The organism is Arthrobacter sp. ERGS1:01 (assembly GCF_001281315.1).
Classification (GTDB): domain Bacteria; phylum Actinomycetota; class Actinomycetes; order Actinomycetales; family Micrococcaceae; genus Specibacter.
Genome location: NZ_CP012479.1, coordinates 1,810,970 through 1,824,978, shown reverse-complemented (window position 1 = coordinate 1,824,978; position 14,009 = coordinate 1,810,970). Strand labels below are relative to the sequence as shown.

The window sequence follows — 14,009 nt, the reverse complement described above, 5'->3', positions numbered from 1 at the left end:
AGATCCAAGTTTTTTGCTGCCGACGCACGGTGGGTTTTGTACGCTTTTTGCGTGCTCTAGCGGTAAGCTCTACATCGAGTAGTAAAACCCCATTCGCACCGGAGGCTCACAGCCGGCACGGTGCGCAGTAACAAGAGGAAGGGCCGTCTGTGAGTTCGCAGGACCGAACCGGCAGCCGACGCGCAAAAGTCATCCCCATCGCGGGGCTGGCGATTGCCGGAGCGTTAGCTTTGTCTGGATGTACGGCAGAGAGTAAAAATGGCTGGTTGCCATCCACGCGTGAAACGACCAACCACACGGCGGGGATCATTGATCTGTGGGTTAATACCTGGATCACCGTACTGATCATCGGCCTTATCACGTGGGGTCTGATCATTTGGTGCATCATCGCCTACCGTCGTCGCAAGGGTGCCACCGGCTTCCCGCGTCAGACAAGCTATAACCTCCCGTTGGAGGTTTTTTATGTGTTGGTGCCTTTGTTCATGGTGCTGGTGTTCTTCCACTTCACCGACACCCAGCAGCAGTCCATCAACGCCCGCGTGGCCAACCCCGACGTCACCATCGACGTCCGCGGCAAGCAGTGGTCGTGGGACTTCAACTACTTGCAGGGCAACGACGTCAAGGAAGCCGTGTACGACACCGGCGTCCAGGCGCAGTTGGACGGCAAGACGTTCGACAAGTCCACGCTTCCCACCTTGTACTTGCCCGTCAACCGCAGCGTTGAGCTGCAGCTGAACTCCCGCGATGTCATCCACTCCTTCTGGGTTCCGGCCTTCCTGGACAAGAAGGACATGCTTCCGGGCAAGACAAACTACATGACGCTGACGCCTACTGCCCTTGGCACGTACGACGGCAAGTGTGCTGAGCTGTGTGGCGAATACCACTCCGAAATGCTCTTCCGCGTCAAGGTAGTGACCCAGGCAGAATTTGACGCCCACCTCGTTGCCTTGAAGGCAAAGGGCCAGACCGGATCACTGGGTGCGAAGTACGACCGCAACCCTGATCTCCTAGAGAAGTAGGGGGAAGAGGAAAGTGTCTACGCTCGAGTACTCGGCAACCGAAGTGAATTCGGCTGCACCAAGGGTGGTTCCCGTATCCAAGGGACGCATCGTCGTCAACTGGATCACCTCCACCGACCACAAGACGATCGGGTACATGTACCTGATCGCATCGTTCATCTTCTTCTGCGTGGGCGGCGTCATGGCGCTGATCATCCGCGCGGAGCTGTTTGAGCCCGGTATGCAGATCCTGCAGACCAAGGACCAGTACAACCAGCTGTTCACCATGCACGGCACGATCATGTTGCTGATGTTTGCAACGCCGCTGTTCGCCGGCTTCGCCAACGTCATCATGCCGTTGCAAATCGGTGCCCCCGACGTCGCGTTCCCGCGACTGAACGCACTGGCCTTCTGGTTCTTCCTGTTCGGCAGCACCATCGCCGTCTCCGGCTTCATCACCCCCCAGGGTGCTGCCGCCTTCGGCTGGTTCGCTTACGCGCCGCTGTCCAACACCACCTTCAGCCCCGGCGTCGGTGGCGACTTGTGGGTGTTTGGCCTGGCCCTGTCGGGTTTCGGTACCATCCTTGGTTCCGTCAACTTCATCACCACCATCATCTGCCTGCGTGCCCCCGGCATGACCATGTGGCGCATGCCGATCTTCACCTGGAACACGCTGGTTACGGCCATCCTGGTCCTGATGGCGTTCCCGCCGCTGGCTGCCGCACTGTTCGCACTGGGTGCCGACCGCCGTTTCGGGGCGCATATCTTCGATCCGGAAAATGGTGGCGCCATGCTGTGGCAGCACTTGTTCTGGTTCTTCGGCCACCCCGAGGTGTACATCATTGCGCTGCCGTTCTTCGGCATCGTCTCGGAGATCTTCCCGGTCTTCAGTCGAAAGCCGATCTTTGGCTACAAGGGCCTGGTCTTTGCAACGATCGCCATCGCCGCCCTGTCCGTGACCGTGTGGGCCCACCACATGTACGTCACCGGCCAGGTACTGCTGCCGTTCTTCTCCTTCATGACGATGCTGATCGCGGTGCCCACCGGTGTGAAGTTCTTCAACTGGATCGGCACCATGTGGCGCGGTTCGCTCACCTTTGAGACACCCATGCTGTGGAGCCTCGGCTTCCTGGTGACGTTCCTCTTCGGTGGCCTGACCGGCATCATCCTGGCGTCCCCGCCGTTGGACTTCCACGTCTCGGACACGTACTTTGTGGTCGCCCACTTCCACTACGTGGTGTTCGGCACCGTGGTGTTCGCCATGTTCGCCGGCTTCTACTTCTGGTGGCCCAAGTTCACCGGGCGCATGCTCAACGAACGCCTCGGCAAGATCCACTTCTGGATGCTGTTCCTCGGCTTCCACGGCACGTTCCTGATCCAGCACTGGCTCGGTGTCCTGGGCATGCCGCGTCGCTACGCCGACTACATGCCCCAGGATGGTTTCACCTGGATGAACCAGTTCTCCACGATTTCCTCGTTCGTGCTCGGCGCGTCCATGATCCCGTGGTTCTGGAACGTCTACATCACCTGGCGCAACGGCAAGAAGGTCGAAGTTGACGATCCGTGGGGCTTCGGTGCCTCACTCGAGTGGGCAACCTCCTGCCCGCCGCCGCGTCACAACTTCACCTCGCTGCCGCGCATCCGTTCCGAGCGACCCGCCCTGGATCTTCACCATCCCGAGCTGGCCCCGCACTACCAGCCGGCACCCGTGGCCGCAGCATCGAAGGGAGCTGGCAAGTGAAAATTGAAGCCTGGTTCTTCATCCTGATGGGTGTGTTCTTCATCCCCGTCGCCACGGTTTACGGATTCATGGTCCAGTGGCACGAGCACGTCGGTTACCTGGGGATCTACTTGGTTGCCGGCCTGGTTCTGATGATCGGCATCTACCTGCACTACACGGGCAACCGTGTGGGACCGCGTCCCGAGGACCGGGTCGACGCCGAAATCCATGAGGGTTCCGGCGAGCAGGGCCACTTCAGCCCCTGGAGCTGGTGGCCGCTGGTCCTCGGCCTGGCATGCGCCACCGGGTTCCTCGGCCTGGCTGTCGGCTGGTGGATCCTGTTCATCGGCGCCGGCCTTGCCGCGATCGCCCTCATCGGCTGGGTTTACGAATACAGCCGCGGTGACCACGCGCACTAGGCCTTGGCGGACAAGCTTCCGTTGGTGCCAATAGCAAAAGGGACTGCCCACTACTGAAAAGTAGTGGGCAGTCCCTTTTGCTGTGTCCGGGTTTGTTGTGGCCGCAGCTGGCCCTACGCGGGGTCGGTCAGGTCGGTGCACAGCAGCTCCGCAAGGCGGTCCACCGCTTCCCGGACCACGGCGTCGTCGAACTCGGCGGAATTCACCGCAAGCTCCACCTCGGTGCCACACAGGAAGTCCGCCGTCATGACCTCCAACAGTGAGCGGCCATCCACCGGCGTCAGGCCCTCCTTGGCGAGGGTGACGGGCAGGCCGGTCTGGTTGACGGCACGGACAAAGACTGCGGCAGGCCGGGCGTGCAAGCCCACACTTGCCGCGATCGTGGCTTTCCGGGTGTACATTGCTAACTCCTTGGTCAAAAGATGCTTTACGTATTGAGAGTAGTCGTGTTTTAGGCTGTCTATGGTCACTTAAGGAGTTTCATGGGCTATTTACTGCCGCCGGCAAGCGACGTCCCCGGCCGGCTCGAACGCGAGTCCACGGTCTCCGTACATGTGCAGCTTCGCGAACTGTTGCGCGGCTACCTGACCCACCATTCAAAGGCGGGAGCGCAACTTCCCTCCGAACGTGATTTGGCCGAACACTTTGGCGTGGCCCGGATGACCGTCCGGCATGCAATCGAGGCGCTCGTCGAAGAGGACCTGCTGGAACGCGTCGTGGGAGTGGGGACGTTTGTTTCTCACCAGAAGCTCGACGTGCAGGTGAAACTGACGTCGTACTCCGAGGAGATGCAGCGCCGCGGCATGCGCCCCGCCGCCCGGACGCTGTCCTTCGAGCAAATACCCGCCACGGCCCGCCTGGCGCGTGAACTTTCCATGGATGAGGGTCAGGCGGTCATTCGCTTCAGGAGGCTCCTGCTGGCCGACGAGGAGCCGATGAGCGTGGATGAAAACTTCATCCCAGCCTGGCGCGTGCCCGGCATCCTCGACGCGGGCCCCCAACGTCCCTCTACAACCTGCTGAGCGAACGCTATGGGCTCGTCATTGAGTGGGGCGAGGACATCGTGGAGGCCAACGCCGCCACCCCGTCGATTGCCCGGCTGTTGAAGGTCGACGTCGGTGCGCCGGTCCTGCGCATGGAGCGGCACGCTTTCGTCTCCCGCTCCACCGTGGACTACTCCATCTCCTTCTACCGGGCGGACCGATACAAGCTGCGTGTGCCGCTCCAACGCCCCGGCGTGCGCCCGCGACGCCCGTACTAGCGTGGCGGTCCGTTCGGGGCCGGCCCGGCCGTCTGTGGGGGAGTGGGGGGTGCATTGCGCACCGGCCCACCCGCTCTTCGCGGATCGGTGATGTTAAAGCAGTGAGGCGGTTCCCTTTCGGGAACCGCCTCACTGTTATTGCCAAGATCCGCTAGTGCGTGATCGTCTTGCTCTCGTCACCAGACTCGATGGCCTCGTGGTGGCCGTGGCCGGCTGCCAACTCGGCCGGGGTGGCCGGGGCAACACGGTCCTCGAAGAAGAAGTGGCTGAGCTTGCCGCGCCAGTTTTCCTTCTTCGTGACGATGCCGTTTTCGTTCGGGATCCCATCCTCGGGGATGGGGGACTCGAAGCCAACCAGCTTGTAGCGCTTGTACTCGTCGACCTGGGCGTGCATTTCCTGGAACTCACCGTGCGGCAGGCGCACAATGCGTCCGGTCTCACGGCCGTGCAGGGCAATCTCGCGGTCCTTGCGCTGCAGCGCCAGGGCTACGCGCTTGGCAACGATGAAGCCAAGGATCGGGCCGATGAAGAACAGCGCACGCAGCCAGTACGTGACGTCGTTCAAGGACACCTGGAAGTGCGTTGCGATCAAGTCGGAGCTGGCAGCTGCCCACATGACGCAGTAGAAGATGAAGCCTGCAACACCGATCGCCGTACGGGTCGGGGCGTTGCGCGGGCGGTCGAGAACGTGGTGTTCGCGGTCGTCGCGGGTTACCCAGCGCTCAATCCAGGGGTAGGTGAACAGCAGGGTGAAGACCAGGCCGGCCGGGATCAATGCCGGGATCAGCACGTTCAAGGTTAGCGAGTTCACGCCCCACGGAAGCGGGATTTCCCATTCCATGGGGATGTTGAACAGCCAGCCCGGCATGAGGCGCAGGGCGCCGTCAACCCAACCGATGTACCAGTCAGGCTGGGTGCCTGCGGATACGGGGGAGGGGTCGTAGGGGCCGTAGTTCCAGATCGGGTTGATCGTGAACAGTGCGGCAACCAGGGCGATCACGCCGAAGACGATGAAGAAGAATCCACCGGCCTTGGCGGCGTATACCGGGCCGAGGGGGTAACCGACGACGTTGCGGTCGTTGCGGCCCGGGCCGGGGTACTGGGTGTGCTTGTGAACGACCACCATGAACAAGTGGATCGCGATCATGAGCAGGAGCATGGCCGGAACCAGCATGATGTGCATCATGTACAGGCGGCCGATGATGGCCGTGCCCGGGAACTCCCCGCCGAAGAGGAAGAAGGAGATGTACGTGCCGACCACGGGGATCGACTTGATGACGCCGTCGATGATGCGCAGGCCGTTACCGGAGAGCAGGTCATCGGGGAGCGAGTAACCGGTGAAGCCTGCTGCCATGGACAGGATCAGCAGCACGCCGCCGACAACCCAGTTCAGTTCACGGGGCTTGCGGAACGCACCCGTGAAGAACACGCGGAGCATGTGCACGGAGACCGCGGCCACGAACAGCAAGGCCGACCAGTGGTGGATCTGGCGCATCAGCAGGCCGCCGCGGATGTCGAAGGAGATGTTCAGCGAGGAGCTGTACGCCACCGACATCTCGACGCCCTTGAGCGGGACGTAGGAACCCGTGTAGTGGGTTTCCGCCATGGACGGATCAAAGAAGAACGTCAGGAACGTGCCCGAGAGCAGCAGGATGACGAAGGCGTAGAGGGCCACTTCACCGAACATGAAGGACCAGTGGTCGGGGAAGACCTTCCGGCCGAATTCACGCAGCATGCCCGAACCGCCAACACGCTGGTCGACGAAGTTCGTGATGCGTCCGGTGGACGTCTTGGGCTCAAACGGTGTTTGCGTTGCAGTACTCATGGTTTAGCCACGCTCCCAGAAGCTCGGTCCAACAGGTTCGTGGAAGTCGCTCTGGGCGACCAGGTAGCCTTCGCTGTCCACCTTGATGGGCAGCTGGGGCAGCGGGCGAACGGCCGGTCCGAAGATGACCTTGCACTCCTGTGTCAGGTCGAAGGTCGACTGGTGGCACGGGCACAGCAGGTGGTGCGTCTGCTGCTCGTACAGTGCCACGGGGCAGCCGACGTGCGTGCAGATCTTCGAGTAGGCGACGATGCCGTTGTAGGACCAGTCCTCGCGGCCGGGAGACGGCTTGAGGTCCTCGGGGTTCAGGCGCATCAGCAGGACGACGGCCTTGGCCTTCGCGTTGAGCTTGCCGGACTCCAGCGAGTTCAGGGACTCGGGGATCACATGGAATGCCGAACCGATGGTGACGTCCGAGGCCTTGATGGGGGTGCCGTCGGGGTCGCGTGCCAGACGCTCGCCTTCCTTCCACAGGGTGTGGCGGAGGGTGTTGCCCGGCAGCGGGCCCAGGTCGCGGAAGATGGCGATGGCCGGCAGCGGGGCCAGGGCCATCGCGCCGATGAGGGTGTTGCGGATCAACGGGCGGCGCTTGATGCCGGTTTCCTCGATGATGTCGTCAACGATCTTGACGGCGGCAACACGGTCTGCCTCGGGACGCAGCTCATGGCGTTCCTCGGAGACTTCGTGGTCGGGCATCAGGGCGCGTGCCCAGTGCACGATACCGGTGCCGATGCCGAGCATGGCGAAGGCGATGCCAAGGCCCAGGCTCATGTTTTGCAGGCGCAAAGTGGCGATGGTGTCGTCCAGTCGAATGCCAAAGTAGGCATAGAAGAACAGCAGGGTGCCAACGATGGAGATCCCGAAAAGGATCGCCACCTGGCGCTCGGACCGCTTTGCTGCCTTGGGATCCGTGTCGGCCAGTCGCAAACGATGCGGAGGAAGTCCCGGGTCCTGGAACTTATCCACCTCTTCGTGACCAGCCTTAGCTACGGCGTCCGAGCCTGTCGGCGAGCCGTCACTATGGTTGCCCATAATCCCCTCATCCTTCTCTTATCCCGGTGCAATCCCGGGGTCGTAATGTATGTTTCTCGCGGCTGCGGTCGGCAGCCAAAAATCTTGTGTCCGGAACTAGGAGGTCCGGGACGTCAGCCAGATGGTGAAAGCGATGATGACACCCAGGACTGCGGTCCAGACGAACAGGCCCTCGGAGACCGGGCCCAGCGAGCCGAGCTTGGCTCCACCGGGGGAACCCTGGTTCTCGATGGTGTCCAGGAACGTGATGATGTTGCGCTTGTTCTCCGGCGTGATGTTCGCGTCGTTGAACACGGGCATGTTCTGCGGTCCGGTGACCATGGCGCTGTAGATGTGGCTGTTGGAGACGCCTGCCAGGGAGGGAGCGAACTTGCCTCGGGTCAGGGCGCCACCGGCAGCTGCGGCGTTGTGGCACATGGCGCAGTTGACGCGGAACAATTCACCGCCGACGGCGGCGTCGCCCTTGCCGTCGATGTACTGTTCCTCGGGCAGTGCCGGGCCGTTGCCCAGGGTTGCCACGTAGGCGGCCAGCTCGCGGGTCTGATCCGCGTTCATCTGGGCGGGCTTTTCACGAGCCTGGGGTCCCTGCATCTGCATGGGCATGCGGCCCGTGCCAACCTGGAAGTCGACGGCTGCTGCGCCGACGCCGGCCAGGGAAGGCCCGTTGGAGGTGCCCGAGGCGCCAACGCCGTGGCAGGTGGCGCAGTTGGCCACGAAGAGCTTCTCGCCCTCCTGGACCTGCTGCGCGGTAAAGGTGGTGGTATCGGCCTTGGCCGCATTCACCGTTGTGACAACGGCGTACAGCCCACCGGTCAGCATTAGCCCCATCACTAGCAACGCTAGTGCAGCCAGCGGATGACGTCGCTTCTGCGAAAGTGCCTTCACTTGGTGGTTCCTTTGATCTATATCCAGCAGCCCCGAGTGAGAGCCGCAAATGCTAATTCTGCCTCGCGTAGAAGAAAACTGTAGGTCAGCTTACTTCAGCACGTAGATGACCAAGAACAGGCCGATCCACACAACATCCACGAAGTGCCAGTAGTACGAGGTAACGATCGCGCTTGTCGCTTCGAAGTGTCCAAACTTCTTTGCAGCGTAGGCGCGGCCAATGATGAGTAGGAACGCGATGAGGCCGCCGATGACGTGGAGGCCGTGGAAGCCCGTTGCCATGTAGAACGCGGAGCCGTATGCGTTGGCGTTAAGGGTGATGTGCTCCGAGGTCAGCATCGCGTACTCGGTCGACTGACCGGCAACGAAGATGGAGCCCAGAACAAAGGTCAGCAGGAACCACTCGGTCATTCCCCAACGGGAGAACTGGAAGCGGCGGCCGGTGCGGCGCGGCTGAAGGTTCTCCGCGGCAAACACACCCATCTGGCAGCTGAATGAGCTGGAAACCAGGACGAGGGTGTTCACCAGGGCGAAGGGGAAGTTCAGCTTGGCCGTTTCTTCCGCCCAGAGTCCACCCGTGGTGGAACGAAGCGTGAAGTACATGGCAAAAAGGCCGGCGAAGAACATCAGCTCACTGGACAACCAAACTACGGTTCCTACGGAAACCATGTTGGGTCGATTCAGCGTCGGATGCGCCGGGGTACTGGGGGCATGGGTCGCAGTTGTCACATAGACATTATGTCTATAAAACTCCAGACTTCCCAACGCGAAATGCCGTTTCCGGGATCTTTTTCTACAAACTTGCGAAATTCCGGCAGATTCTCAGCCTTAACCCAGTTGCGTATGCACAACACACTGTCGGTGTCAATGGTCACATTGGGTTCCGGTGCCGCCGTTTCGTCTAATATTTGGAGGGTGAACCCTCAAGACGTACCGCTGACAGCCGCGCCCACCTGGCCGAATCTCATTGCCGCATTGATTGCGGGGGAGGACTTGTCCGCGGCCCAGACGGAGTGGGCCATGAACACCATTATGGCGGGCAATGCCACGGATGTGCAGATTGCCGGTTTCCTGGTCGCGTTGCGTGGCAAGGGGGAGACCGTTGCCGAGGTGCGGGGCCTGGTTGAGGCCATGCTGTCCAATGCCCGGCCGTTGGCGATTGACGGGGATGCCCTGGACATTGTTGGCACGGGCGGCGACCGGCTGAATACCGTCAACATTTCCACCATGGCGGCACTGGTGTGTGCCGGTGCAGGCGCCATGGTGGTCAAGCACGGAAACCGGGCGGCGTCGTCGGCGGCAGGGTCCGCCGATGTGCTCGAGGCCCTGGGGGTTCGCCTGGACATGCCGCTGGAGCTGGTGGCCCGCGCCGCCACCGACGTAGGCATCACGTTCTGCTTTGCCAACTACTTCCACCCGTCGATGCGGTACGCGGCGACTGCCCGCAGCCAGATCGGCGTCCCCACGGCCTTCAACTTCCTTGGCCCGCTGACCAACCCCGCGCACGTGGTGGCGTCCGCCATCGGCGTCGCGGATTCGCGCATGGCGCCCCTGGTGGCCGGGGTCCTGGCGGCCCGCAACGTGCGGGCCCTGGTCTTCCGGGGCAGCGACGGCCTTGATGAATTGACGACGACGGGCCCCTCCACCGTGTGGGAGGTGCGGGACAATTCCGTCACCGAGAGCCTCTTCGACCCGTTGGATGTTGGCATCCCGCGGGCCACGATCGCGGACCTGCGCGGCGAAAACGCGGCCTACAACGCCGAGGTGGTGCGCCGGGTCCTGGACGGTGAGCGGGGGCCGATCCGTGACGCCGTGGTCCTCAATGCTGCCGCGGGCCTGGTGGCCTACGACCGGTTGGCCTCCGGAAGCCTGGTGGAGCGCATGCGCTTCGCGGCGGCCCGGGCCGAGGCCGCCATCGACGGCGGGGCCGCGGCCAATGTGCTCAAGCGCTGGGTTGGGCTCAGCACGGGCACAATCTAGGCAGCCGCCATCCAGGATTCCGGGGCACCGTCCGCTTTAGACCAGGGCGCCCACGGTGCTGGCCGCCAGCGACACCAGCTCGGCGTCGGTGGCAAAGTAGCTCGGATCCTCGGCGAGGGCCGCGGAGGTCACCGGCTGCGGCCGGCCCAGGCCCACGACCCGCTTGGCGGAGAGGTGGACGTCCCGCAGGCCGGCCGCATGGAAGACGGCAAAGTCGGCAATGTCCACGCCGCCGCCGGCCATGATGTCCAGGTGTCCGGCGGCAGCCCCGGCCATGGCGGCTAGCTGCCCGAGCCCGGCGCCCGCGCGGGACGCACCGCCCGAGGTGAGGATTCGTTGCACGCCCAGCTCCGCCAACCGCGGCACGGCAGCGACGGCGTCGGCCTGGCCCAGGTGGTCGATGGCGCGGTGAAAAGTGATGTGGAGGCCGTCGGCGGCCGCGACCAGCCGTTCCGTCACGGCATAGTCGAGCGCGCCGTTGGCGGTCAATGCCCCGATGACGATTCCGCCGGCGCCGGCGTCCCGCACGGCGGCGATTTCGGCGGCCATCAGCCGGACCGTGGCCGCGTCATAGACATAGTTGCCGGGCCGGGGCCGGATCAGGGCGTGGATGGGCAGCCCGGGCTCGGCGTCGTGGACGCTGGAGAGCAGGCCCTGCGACGGGGTCAGTCCGCCCATCTGCAGAGCGCAGCAAAGTTCGATCCTGTCGGCGCCATGGCGGGCCGCAAGGACTGCGCCGGTTACGTCTTGGACAGCAATCTCCAGGCGCATCCGCACGGTTAGTGGTCGAAGCCGAGGGAAAAGGCTGCGTCCAGATCGTGTTGGGAGTAGGCGCGGAAGGAAATCTGCGTCGTCGTGGAGACCACGGAGGTTACCTTGGACAGCTTGTCGGCAATGACGTCGGCCAGGTCTTCGTGCTTGGCGACGCGGGCGATGGCAATCAGGTCCCATTCCCCCGTCACGGAATAGACTTCGCTGATGCCGGCAAGCTCGGAGATCTCCTGGGCTGCTTCGGGAATCCTTGAGGCGTCGGTCTTGATCAGGACAAAAGCGGTGATCACGGGTGGGTCCTTGTCGTGTCTGGGGAATCGCCGGAGGGCGATGGTTTTACGCTTCGATCGTAACCCAATTGAAACACTATTTAGCGTCGTGCGGTGCGACGCGTCACAAGTGTGGCGATCATGCGGGAGCCGAGCAGGAACAGCGCCAGCACCACGATGGTGACGGCAACAAACGGCAAGGCTGCCGTTTCGCCGGAGAGGATCCGCAAGGCCATGCCGCCGGCCACCGTGATGAGCCAGATGCACACGCCATTGGGCCAGAGGCGGACGGGCGCCCGCCAGTTGCGGGTGATCAGCCAGCCGGCCGCGAGGGCGGCCAGGAACGGCCAGGCCGTGGTGAAAACGCCGCCAACGCTCAGGGATTCGTGGTGGGAGCTGCGTCCGGAGACGGCGAAGATCACCACGAGCACGATGTCCATGACAACGGCGTAGGGGAGCGTCTTGATGGAGGGGGTAATGGAGGTTTCAGTCACCGGACCAAGTTTAGTCGCAAAAGACCCGGGGTCCTTTGCCGCACGGGCGCCTTAGGTTACCGGCTGGTAACCATTGATGGCTCGGAGGGGCCCGCCTAGCATGCACAGCAAGGGCAGCAGCCCGGAACCGGCGAAAGGGCGTGGCGGCATGGATGAGATTGGCACCTGTTTGTGGTTTGACGGCCGGGCCGAAGAGGCGGCCACTTTCTATGTGGAGCTATTCCCAAACTCGAAGATCACCGATGTTGCCCGGTGGGGTGAGGGTGGCCCCGGTGAGGCGGGAACGGCGCTGACGGTGGCCTTCGAGTTGAACGGTCGCAGCTTCCAGGGCTTGAACGGGGGTCCCGAGTTCGTGTTCAACGAGGCGATCTCCTTCACCCTGAACTTTGACGACCAGGCCGCTCTTGACGCTAAATGGGACGCGCTGACGGCCGACGGCGGCCAGGAGAGTCAGTGCGGCTGGCTCAAGGACAAGTTCGGCGTGTCCTGGCAGCTGGTGCCGCGCATGCTGCCCGGCGTCTTGAACGGCCCGGATCCGGCCGGAAGCCAGCGCGCCATGGCGGCCATGATGGGCATGCGCAGGCTGGACATCGCCGCACTGCAGGCCGCCTACGACGGCTAGCCCCGTCCGTAAGGCCTCCCGGCGGGTGCAAGAATGTTGGGGTGGATTCCAAAAGTACGCCCGAGCGCCCAGCAGCTGACGATTCCCGGACGGTCGGCAAGGATTCCGGCGCGCCCCAGTGGACGCTTCGCGCAGCGGTCGCGGCGGACGCCGGATGGATCGCGGAGCTTCGGGCGATTGTGATGCGTGCCGATCTTGAACGCCTGGGCCGGTTCGATCCCGTCCGGGTGCGCCAGCGATTCCTGGACGGCTTCACCCCGGAGCACACATCAATTATCGAAGTTTCGGGTGTACCCGCGGGCTGCATCGCAATGCGAGACGAAACCGACGCCCGGTGGCTGGAACACTTCTACCTTGCCGCGGCACACCAGGGAGGGGGCATCGGCGCCGGCGTGCTTGCCGCCGTCCTGGAGTCGGGCAGCGACATCCGGCCGATCAAATTGAACGTCCTGCGCGGAAGCCCGGCCCGGCGCCTCTATGAAAGGCATGGATTCACGGTGGAAAGCGAAGATCCCGTGGATGTCTTTATGGTGCGTGCGGCCGAATCCCGAAACCGGACGCTGCCTCAGCGGTAGTCTCCTGCCCGGCGTCGTCCCTCAGTGCAGCGTAAGAAAACGGGACAGTACGTAGAGGATGGCGCTGATGATCCCGACGACGATTCCGGCTACGGCAAGTCCGTAGCCGCGGGCGCCGCCGCTACGGGCCTCCCTCAGGCCCCTGACGCTGAAGATCAGGCCTCCCAGGCACAGGAACGGGAGGATGAAGACGCTCACGCAGGACAGCACGAAGCCCCAGATGGCCATCTTGCTCATGCGCGGCCGGGGCGCGGTGTTGAGGCCGCCGTAGTCCGGCGGAAGGTAGGGCTGCGGTGCGCCCACGTACTCGCCGGGCTGGTTGGACGACGGGAATTCGCTCATGGCAGGTACCTTTTCATGATGGTGGTCTGGCGTGGCGGGTTCGCCTCCTGACCAGTCTGGCGCAAGCGGAGCGTATGAATCGGAAGGACACGCGTGCCGGCGACCCGCCCGGACTTTCGCAGCTAGTCCAATTGTTTGGCCAGACGGTGTTCAATCCGCCCGGAGGACGGGTCACGCTCTATGTCGCCGGTGCGAAGGAAACCGTTCCGCTCGTAAACCTCCAGCGCACGATGGTTGTCGTCGATGACCCACAGTTCCATGCCGGTATTTCCCAGTGCGCGGGCATGGTCCTGCGCACAATCCAGCAGCTTGCTGCCGACCCCGTTGCCCCAGACATCGGGGTCAACGGCGAGGTAGAAGATCTCCAGGTCCTTTCCCCGCGGCGCAAACAGTGCGAACCCGACACCGCGCCCCAGGCTCGTTGCGAGCAGGAGCTGCGCACCGCCCAAGGCCATCCGGCGTTGAATACCCGGCAGCGTCGCCTCGACGGACGCCGGTGCCGGATCCCCGTCGCGGCACGCCTTCGCACGGGCCCAGATTCCTGCTGCCTCCCGGAGAGTCTCCGCCTCGTTGACGGGCTCCATGGGACGTACTTCAACGGCTTCAGCTTGGGGGGCAATCGGCCCGGGGCTGGTCAAGTCATTTTGGGACATCACTTTTGAATCCTAACGGCCACAATCGAATGAGCCCTGGACGGGGCGCGGCCTTGCCTGCCTGGACCGTCGGTCCCGCACGCGCCGTCGTCAACGAAGAAGTCACCCAAGCACAAAGGGCGCCAAACTGGAGGAGCTCCACACCTAATCGGCACCGAACACC

At 63.4% G+C, this 14,009-nt stretch carries 16 protein-coding genes and 1 pseudogene; 7 read left to right on the top strand and 10 right to left on the bottom strand.

Translation table 11 applies throughout. From position 1 onward, the window contains the following. Window positions 1-149: 149 nt before the first annotated feature. Genes ctaC through AL755_RS12125 form a run of 3 tightly spaced genes read left to right on the top strand, consistent with a single transcriptional unit; the run spans window position 150 to window position 3,137 of the window. Complete coding sequence (ctaC, locus tag AL755_RS12135) at window positions 150-1,019, top strand: aa3-type cytochrome oxidase subunit II (protein ID WP_054011226.1); 870 nt, start codon at window positions 150-152, stop codon at window positions 1,017-1,019. A 13-nt stretch (window positions 1,020-1,032) separates the two neighbouring features. After that, entirely contained in the window at window positions 1,033-2,739 is a 1,707-nt protein-coding gene (gene ctaD, locus AL755_RS12130) for an aa3-type cytochrome oxidase subunit I (RefSeq protein ID WP_054011225.1), read from the top strand. Then, window positions 2,736-3,137 carry a cytochrome c oxidase subunit 4 gene (locus AL755_RS12125; protein ID WP_054011224.1) on the top strand — a complete coding sequence of 134 codons (402 nt, stop codon included), beginning with the start codon at window positions 2,736-2,738 and terminating at the stop codon, window positions 3,135-3,137. Before ctaD ends, AL755_RS12125 begins: the two co-directional genes overlap by 4 nt. A 113-nt stretch (window positions 3,138-3,250) precedes the next feature. Here AL755_RS12125 and AL755_RS12120 read toward each other — a convergent pair whose 3' ends face one another. Further along, entirely contained in the window at window positions 3,251-3,538 is a 288-nt protein-coding gene (locus AL755_RS12120; protein WP_054011223.1) for an HPr family phosphocarrier protein, read from the bottom strand. An 81-nt stretch (window positions 3,539-3,619) separates the two neighbouring features. On the opposite strand from AL755_RS12120, the pseudogene AL755_RS12115 reads away from it, so the two are divergent. Further along, window positions 3,620-4,398, top strand: a pseudogene (locus AL755_RS12115) (GntR family transcriptional regulator). Between the two features lie 151 nt (window positions 4,399-4,549). Here the strand turns inward: AL755_RS12115 and qcrB are convergent. The 4 genes from qcrB to ctaE all read right to left on the bottom strand — a co-directional run bounded on the left by qcrB (window position 4,550) and on the right by ctaE (window position 8,869). Next, window positions 4,550-6,223 carry a cytochrome bc1 complex cytochrome b subunit gene (gene qcrB, locus AL755_RS12110; protein ID WP_054011222.1) on the bottom strand — a complete coding sequence of 558 codons (1,674 nt, stop codon included), beginning with the start codon at window positions 6,221-6,223 and terminating at the stop codon, window positions 4,550-4,552. Window positions 6,224-6,226: 3 nt separating this feature from the next. After that, window positions 6,227-7,255, bottom strand: a complete 1,029-nt coding sequence (gene qcrA / locus AL755_RS12105) for a cytochrome bc1 complex Rieske iron-sulfur subunit (RefSeq protein WP_054011221.1) — start codon at window positions 7,253-7,255, stop codon at window positions 6,227-6,229. A gap of 96 nt (window positions 7,256-7,351) precedes the next feature. Then, window positions 7,352-8,140 carry a cytochrome bc1 complex diheme cytochrome c subunit gene (gene qcrC, locus AL755_RS12100; RefSeq protein WP_054011220.1) on the bottom strand — a complete coding sequence of 263 codons (789 nt, stop codon included), beginning with the start codon at window positions 8,138-8,140 and terminating at the stop codon, window positions 7,352-7,354. 90 nt (window positions 8,141-8,230) lie between these two features. After that, complete coding sequence (ctaE, locus tag AL755_RS12095) at window positions 8,231-8,869, bottom strand: aa3-type cytochrome oxidase subunit III (RefSeq protein WP_192841671.1); 639 nt, start codon at window positions 8,867-8,869, stop codon at window positions 8,231-8,233. A gap of 138 nt (window positions 8,870-9,007) precedes the next feature. Between ctaE and trpD the strand changes: the two genes are divergently transcribed. Next, entirely contained in the window at window positions 9,008-10,120 is a 1,113-nt protein-coding gene (trpD, locus tag AL755_RS12090) for an anthranilate phosphoribosyltransferase (RefSeq protein WP_082369210.1), read from the top strand. 36 nt (window positions 10,121-10,156) lie between these two features. Here trpD and AL755_RS12085 read toward each other — a convergent pair whose 3' ends face one another. From AL755_RS12085 to AL755_RS12075, 3 genes are all read right to left on the bottom strand, one after another. After that, window positions 10,157-10,891 (bottom strand): copper homeostasis protein CutC, encoded by a 735-nt coding sequence (locus AL755_RS12085; protein ID WP_082369565.1) that lies wholly within the window; start codon window positions 10,889-10,891, stop codon window positions 10,157-10,159. Between the two features lie 8 nt (window positions 10,892-10,899). Then, on the bottom strand, window positions 10,900-11,181 hold the full coding sequence (locus AL755_RS12080; RefSeq protein WP_054011216.1) for an Lrp/AsnC family transcriptional regulator: 282 nt from the start codon (window positions 11,179-11,181) through the stop codon (window positions 10,900-10,902). Between the two features lie 80 nt (window positions 11,182-11,261). Further along, window positions 11,262-11,654, bottom strand: coding sequence for a DUF3054 domain-containing protein (locus tag AL755_RS12075; protein WP_237762674.1), 393 nt, complete (start codon window positions 11,652-11,654; stop codon window positions 11,262-11,264). Between the two features lie 148 nt (window positions 11,655-11,802). Between AL755_RS12075 and AL755_RS12070 the strand changes: the two genes are divergently transcribed. Both AL755_RS12070 and AL755_RS12065 read left to right on the top strand, forming a co-directional pair. Then, window positions 11,803-12,276, top strand: coding sequence for a VOC family protein (locus AL755_RS12070; protein WP_054013032.1), 474 nt, complete (start codon window positions 11,803-11,805; stop codon window positions 12,274-12,276). Window positions 12,277-12,317: 41 nt separating this feature from the next. After that, complete coding sequence (locus tag AL755_RS12065; protein ID WP_337589592.1) at window positions 12,318-12,851, top strand: GNAT family N-acetyltransferase; 534 nt, start codon at window positions 12,318-12,320, stop codon at window positions 12,849-12,851. A gap of 21 nt (window positions 12,852-12,872) precedes the next feature. On the opposite strand, the gene AL755_RS12060 is transcribed toward AL755_RS12065, so the two are convergent. After that, on the bottom strand, window positions 12,873-13,193 hold the full coding sequence (locus tag AL755_RS12060) for a DUF4190 domain-containing protein (protein WP_054011215.1): 321 nt from the start codon (window positions 13,191-13,193) through the stop codon (window positions 12,873-12,875). Window positions 13,194-13,315: 122 nt separating this feature from the next. Beyond that, window positions 13,316-13,846: a GNAT family N-acetyltransferase gene (locus tag AL755_RS12055; RefSeq protein WP_082369207.1), complete on the bottom strand. Its 531-nt coding sequence runs from the start codon at window positions 13,844-13,846 to the stop codon at window positions 13,316-13,318. Between the last annotated feature and the right edge of the window lie 163 nt (window positions 13,847-14,009).

What these genes read in the sequence shown, in the direction of transcription:
- AL755_RS12120 (WP_054011223.1), bottom strand. Translation starts at nt 3,538, where the DNA reads ATGTACACCCGGAAAGCCACGATCGCGGCAAGTGTGGGCTTGCACGCC.
- qcrB (WP_054011222.1), bottom strand. Translation starts at nt 6,223, where the DNA reads ATGAGTACTGCAACGCAAACACCGTTTGAGCCCAAGACGTCCACCGGA.
- qcrA (WP_054011221.1), bottom strand. Translation starts at nt 7,255, where the DNA reads ATGGGCAACCATAGTGACGGCTCGCCGACAGGCTCGGACGCCGTAGCT.
- trpD (WP_082369210.1), top strand. Translation starts at nt 9,008, where the DNA reads ATGGTCACATTGGGTTCCGGTGCCGCCGTTTCGTCTAATATTTGGAGG.
- AL755_RS12085 (WP_082369565.1), bottom strand. Translation starts at nt 10,891, where the DNA reads ATGCGCCTGGAGATTGCTGTCCAAGACGTAACCGGCGCAGTCCTTGCG.
- AL755_RS12070 (WP_054013032.1), top strand. Translation starts at nt 11,803, where the DNA reads ATGGATGAGATTGGCACCTGTTTGTGGTTTGACGGCCGGGCCGAAGAG.
- AL755_RS12060 (WP_054011215.1), bottom strand. Translation starts at nt 13,193, where the DNA reads ATGAGCGAATTCCCGTCGTCCAACCAGCCCGGCGAGTACGTGGGCGCA.
- AL755_RS12055 (WP_082369207.1), bottom strand. Translation starts at nt 13,846, where the DNA reads ATGTCCCAAAATGACTTGACCAGCCCCGGGCCGATTGCCCCCCAAGCT.